The 6,043-nt window shown below is 39.2% G+C and carries 5 protein-coding genes and 1 pseudogene; 5 read left to right on the forward strand and 1 reads right to left on the reverse strand.

The annotated features are described in order from the left end of the window. Positions 1-21 precede the first annotated feature (21 nt). From AB5935_RS15690 to AB5935_RS15700, 3 genes are all read left to right on the forward strand, one after another. On the forward strand, positions 22-492 hold the full coding sequence (locus tag AB5935_RS15690; RefSeq protein ID WP_005845492.1) for a CYTH domain-containing protein: 471 nt from the start codon (positions 22-24) through the stop codon (positions 490-492). Positions 493-581: 89 nt separating this feature from the next. Then, positions 582-3,056, forward strand: coding sequence for an outer membrane beta-barrel family protein (locus AB5935_RS15695; RefSeq protein WP_007847083.1), 2,475 nt, complete (start codon positions 582-584; stop codon positions 3,054-3,056). Between the two features lie 168 nt (positions 3,057-3,224). Continuing rightward, positions 3,225-3,728, forward strand: coding sequence for an RNA polymerase sigma factor (locus AB5935_RS15700; RefSeq protein WP_007834952.1), 504 nt, complete (start codon positions 3,225-3,227; stop codon positions 3,726-3,728). An 80-nt stretch (positions 3,729-3,808) separates the two neighbouring features. Here AB5935_RS15700 and AB5935_RS15705 read toward each other — a convergent pair whose 3' ends face one another. Then, positions 3,809-4,195, reverse strand: a complete 387-nt coding sequence (locus AB5935_RS15705; protein ID WP_007834955.1) for a VanZ family protein — start codon at positions 4,193-4,195, stop codon at positions 3,809-3,811. Between the two features lie 95 nt (positions 4,196-4,290). On the opposite strand from AB5935_RS15705, the gene AB5935_RS15710 reads away from it, so the two are divergent. Both AB5935_RS15710 and AB5935_RS15715 read left to right on the forward strand, forming a co-directional pair. Then, the gene (locus AB5935_RS15710) at positions 4,291-5,655 is read left to right on the forward strand and encodes a sodium-dependent transporter (protein ID WP_007834957.1); all 1,365 of its coding nucleotides are present in this window, start codon (positions 4,291-4,293) and stop codon (positions 5,653-5,655) included. Between the two features lie 7 nt (positions 5,656-5,662). Continuing rightward, a pseudogene (locus AB5935_RS15715) lies at positions 5,663-6,043 on the forward strand (ComEA family DNA-binding protein); the annotation flags it as partial.

Below are 6,043 nucleotides of genomic sequence, written 5' to 3' on the forward strand. Positions count from 1 at the left end.
TTTTTTATATATTAAAACGCTATGGGACAAGAAATAGAACGAAAATTTTTAGTAAAGGATGACAGTTATAAACTAGAGGCTTATGCGCATAGTCATATTGTGCAAGGTTATATCTGTAGTGCTCGTGGAAGAACTGTCCGGGTGCGTATTCGGGATAATAAAGGGTATCTTACTATCAAAGGGGCTTCCAATGACTCCGGTACAAGTCGTTATGAGTGGGAGAAGGAGATCAGTTTGCAAGAGGCCGAAGAGTTGATGAAACTGTGTGAGCCTGGGGTGATTGATAAAATCCGGTATTTGGTGAAAAGTGGAGAGCATATCTTTGAAGTGGATGAGTTTTATGGTGAGAATGAGGGCTTGACTGTAGCGGAAGTGGAATTGAATAGCGAGGACGAATTGTTCAAAAAGCCCCATTTCATCGAAAAAGAGGTAACGGGAGATATTCGTTATTATAATTCTTTTTTGATGAAGAATCCTTATACTCGCTGGTAGATAATATATAGGCTTCTTTAACGTCTGAAAATAAACTACTTGCTATCGTTTACCTACCTTTGTAACAAACACAAACTCATTATTGATATATGAAACACAACATTTTATGGGGCATTATCTTGCTTGTAGCAAGTTTGTCATTTACGGCGAAGGCGCAAAAGGTTGTCCAAGGCCAGTTCTCAGTCAAGGGAATCTTATTAGATTCTTTGTCTAATGAAGGGGAACCGTATTCTACAATCCGTATTTCATTGAAGAATAATCCTGCAAAGCCGGTGAAATTGGCTGTGACAGGAGCGGACGGCAGGTTTGACGAACGGCTTGCCGTGCCGGGGACTTATCTCATTCATTTTACTTCTGTAGGAAAGTCTCCTGTACAGAAGGAATTCTCGATATCGACCAATCGTAAGAATGTTGATTTGGGTAAGATTTTGATAGCAGAAGCGACTGAAATGTTGAAAGGAGTGGAGGTGGTAGCGCAGAAACCTTTGGTAAAGGCAGAAATAGACAAAGTGACGTATAGTATAGAGGATGATCCGGATTCTAAAACCAATACGACTCTTGAAATGCTCCGTAAAGTTCCGCTGGTGACTGTAGATGGAGAGGATAAAATTCAAGTAAACGGTAGCAGTAAGTTTAAAGTGCATGTTAATGGCAAGCCGAATAACATGATGAGCAATAATCCTACCGAGGTATTGCGGAGTATGCCGGCCAATTCCATTAAATCTATAGAGGTTATCACCGAGCCTGGGGCTAAATATGACGCGGAAGGGGTGGCGGGCATCTTGAATATTATCACTATAGGAGCTGGAATGGAAGGATATACGGTGACATTGAATGGTGGTGCAAGCAATACGCGTGTGTATGGTGGCGGTTATGGTACGGTTCAGTCGGGCAAGTTCACTGTTACCGGTAATTATTCTTATAACTACCAGGGATCTCAAAAGGGATTTGAAGATTCATATCGTGAGGATTTCACATCTCAGGAAAATAAATTTTTGGAGTCGCATCGAAGAAGCAAGAGCTATGGCAATTTTCAATTTGGCAGTCTGGAAGGAAGTTATGAGATTGACACTTTGAATCTGATCAGTTTTTCTATGAATCTGATGACTGGCAATTTTACGAATAAGAGGATTGGAAATACACAGATGACTAATTATGCCGGTAATCCGGTTTACGGTTACGGTTCTTTAGGAAATAATGAATCGGGCTTTGGCGAAGTGGGGGGCAATATGGATTATCAGCATTCGTTCAAAAAGAAAGGGGAACTTCTTACTTTTTCTTATCGTTTTAGCCATTCACCCAATAACAGTGAGGCGAATACGGATTATGAGGATACGTTGAATGTTCCTTATCTTTTGCAAAACCAATATTTTAAAAATGATGCCAGCACACAAGAGCATACGGCTCAATTGGACTATACCAATCCGATAAATTCGATACACAGCATTGAAACTGGTATAAAGTATATTTTTCGTAGAAGTAAAAGTGATGGTAAATATTATCTGGCCGATAAAACCGGAGAATATAAGTATGATCAGGATATGAGTACGCAATATGATCATAAGCAGGATATTCTGGCTGCTTATTTGGGCTATCAGATGAAGTACAAAAAACTCGGTGGAAAGGCGGGAATTCGCTATGAGCATACATTTATGGATGCGGATTATAAAAATAAGGATGAGAAGTTTGATGCTCAGTTTGATGATTTGGTTCCATCCTTGATGTTCTCTTACCAATTGGCTCCTACTCAAAGTTTGAGGGCATCTTATAATATGCGTATCAGTCGGCCGGGTATTTGGTTTTTGAATCCGTTTACTGACACCAGCAACCCCACTGCGATCAGTTACGGTAATCCTGATTTGGAAAGTGAAAAGGCCCATTCGCTTAGTGTTACTTTCGGTAGTTTCTCGCAGAAATTTAATGTAAATGTCAGTGCTAATTATTCTTTTGTCAATAATGGTATAGAGCAATACTCTTTTATAAAAGATGGTGTGATGAATTCTACCTATGATAATATAGGAAAAAGTAAGAATATTAATTTGTCTTTGTTCCTGAACTGGAATATGTCTCCTAAAACCCGCTTTAATATCAATGGACGGGGAGCTTATGTGGATTATAGAAGTTCAGGGCTTGATTTAAAGAATCATGGCTGGGAAGGAAATCTCTTCGGAAGCTTTCAGCAGACTCTGCCTTGGGACCTGCGTCTGAGTCTGAATGGAGGGGGTGGTACTCCGCATATCTCTTTGCAAGGTAAAAGTTCCTCTTTCTATTATTATGCGATAGGGTTCAGTCGTTCTTTCTTGAAGGAAAAGAGGCTGACTATTTCTCTTAACTCGTCCAATTTATTTAATAAATATATTACTTTTAAGAATAATATCAATACTTCTACTTTCTGCTCTTCTACTTCTACCAGAATTCCGATGCGTTATTATGGATTTAATATTAGTTGGCGCTTTGGGGAGTTGAAGGCTCAGGTAAAAAAAGCAGCGCGAAGCATTAATAATGATGATTTGAAAAGTGGAGGAGGTAATGCTGGGACCGGTGGAGGGATACCGGCTAATTAAAAGTTAAAACGAAACCACCTGTTAACTGTTAATTTAGGGGGTAAAAACTGTTATTTGATAGTTTATACCCCCTTTGTTGTTAGTTTTTCTGTCGTGACTTTTATAAGAAGTCGTTAATATTGCAACAGAAAACAAAAACAGAAAATAACAACTTAAAAATAGATTAATATGAAGACAGTCGACTTTACACAGCATTTACTAAGTATACAAACCGAATTATTTCGCTTTGCATTTAAATTGACAGCTGACAGAGAAGAGGCTAATGATTTGTTGCAGGAAACTTCACTTAAAGCTTTGGACAACGAAGAGAAGTTTACTCCAGATACGAATTTTAAAGGATGGATGTACACCATCATGCGTAATATATTTATAAATAATTATCGTAAAACAGTGCGTGATCAGACTTTCGTCGATCAGACGGATAACTTGTTTCATTTGAATCTTCCACAGGAATCAGGATTCGATTCTACAGAAGGTGCTTATGATTTGAAAGAGATACATCGTATCGTGAATGCGTTGCCTAAAGATTACCGCGTGCCGTTTGCTATGTATGTATCAGGATTTAAATATAGGGAAATTGCCGAGAAACTGGGACTTCCGTTGGGAACAGTGAAAAGCCGTATCTTTTTCACTCGTCAGAGGTTGCAGAATGATCTGAAAGATTTCCGTTAAGTTGACTCTCTATCTTTATTATATAACTTTGACTTTTATCATCACGCCGACTGTTCGCGAAGAATCGTCGGCGTTTCTTTTTAGGATTTACGCCATATAAGGGGGCGAAGTAAGTAATATCCTATTAAGGCAGCTAGTCCAACTCCAATGCTGTTTGCCAGAAAATCCAGCCAGTCACCGCTGCGGGTATCTGTGCAATAAGCTTGCATCAGTTCGATACACCCGCTCATAGCTACAGGAGCTATGATGCCTCCCCATATTACATGATTCCAATTGACAGTCTTATGATTCCTCAGATATTCTATCCATAAAATGAGACAGAGTCCCCCATACATGCATATATGCACTACTTTGTCTATGTAGGGGATTTCTTCCATATCTGTTTTGGGAGGAGTGAAAAAGGAAAGATAAAAGATGATAGCTACAATGATCAAGGATACCGGATATTTTCTAAAATAATATAGCATACTTTAATTTTTTTGTGATTCATCGCAAAAGTACGATTAATTTTATACTTTTGCAGGCTAATTAGTGTTGATTTATAATAATTTGATAGTTTTTTATGCAAAAAAGCGAAAGAGTAAATTTCGGAAGTAAGATTGGGGCTGTTCTGGCAGCGGCAGGTTCGGCTGTAGGACTTGGTAATATATGGAGGTTTCCCTATGAGACGGGAAATCATGGAGGTGCGGCATTTATTTTGGTATACTTGGCGTGTGTTCTTATGTTGGGAATGCCTATTATGATTGCCGAATTCACAGTAGGTCGTCATTCAAAAGCAAGTACGGGACGTGCTTATAAGGTTTTGGCTCCCGGAACTCATTGGAAGTGGTTGGGATATTTGGGAGTTTTGGCCGGTTTTCTTATTCTAGGATATTATTCGGTAGTGGCAGGATGGACTTTGGAGTATATATTGGAAGCGGGAGTTAATGGTTTTGCAGATAAGAAGCCGGAAGATTTTGTGGTTGCTTTCCAGAGTTTTTCGAAGGATCCTGTTCGTCCACTTATTTGGCTGGTCATCTTTTTATTGGTTACCCATTTTGTTATAGTAAAGGGAGTGAAAGATGGAATAGAAAAATCTTCGAAGGTGCTGATGCCTGTTTTGTTTATACTGATAGTAGTTTTGGTAGGGTGTTCATTGTCGCTTCCCAATGCGGAAAAAGGTTTGGAGTTTCTGCTGAAGCCTGATTTTAGTAAAGTGAACGGAGATGTTTTCTTAGGGGCTATGGGGCAGGCGTTCTTTTCCTTAAGTTTGGGAATGGGATGTCTTTCAACCTATGCTTCTTATTTTGGGAAAGAAACCAAACTGGGAAATACGGCTCTGAGTGTCGGTGTGATTGATACTTTTGTGGCTGTCTTAGCCGGATTGATTATTTTTCCGGCAGCCTTTTCTGTAGGTATCCAGCCGGATGCGGGACCATCATTAATTTTTATTACATTGCCTAATGTTTTTCAACAAGCTTTTAGCGGTGTGCCGATATTAGCTTATATTTTCTCGGTGATGTTCTATGTCTTGCTGGCTTTGGCTGCATTGACTTCTACTATTTCTTTACATGAAGTGGTGACGGCTTTTCTGCACGAGGAATTCAATTTAACTCGTGGCCGTGCTGCTAGATTGGTCACCTTCGGGTGTATTATAATTGGGGTCATTTCTTCCTTGTCATTGGGGGTTATGCAGAAATATACGCTGTTTGATAAGGGATTCTTTGACTTGCTTGATTTTGTCACTGCAAAAATAATGCTTCCTTTGGGTGGTTTGCTGGTATGTATTTTTGTAGGATGGTATTTGAAACGTTCCGTTTCTTATGAGGAATTGACCAATGGAGGAAAGCTGAAAGCAGGTCTTTTCAATCTGTATATCTTTTTGTTGAGATACGTGGCACCTGTGGCTATCATTTTGATTTTTATCAATGAATTAGGGCTAATTTAGAATTGTAATGTGGAAAGACTTTTTCTATTTCTCGAAAAGCGAACGCAGAGCTATACTTTTTTTGTTGACTTTGCTTTTCATATTTATGTGTATATGGGTTCTTTTTCCAGTAAAGGAAGAGTCTTTGGAACAGGATCAAGAGGGAATAGAAGAAATAAAAAACTTTCTGGCCGGAGTACATGAAATGGAGGAGAAGGAATCTCTGCAATATTCCTATGATAAGCCTAAGAGAATAGAGGTGGTATTGGCTGCCTTTGATCCAAATTCAGCTGATTCCATCGAATTTTTGCAATGTGGATTGCCTCCTTTTATTGCACATACTATTTTGCAATACCGGAGAGCCGGCGGTAAATTCAGGACAGCGGATGATTTTTCTCGTGTTTATGGC

Source organism: Phocaeicola sp. RTP21198st1_B8_RTP21198_201120, assembly GCF_040929485.1.
Classification (GTDB): Bacteria; Bacteroidota; Bacteroidia; order Bacteroidales; family Bacteroidaceae; genus Phocaeicola; species Phocaeicola dorei.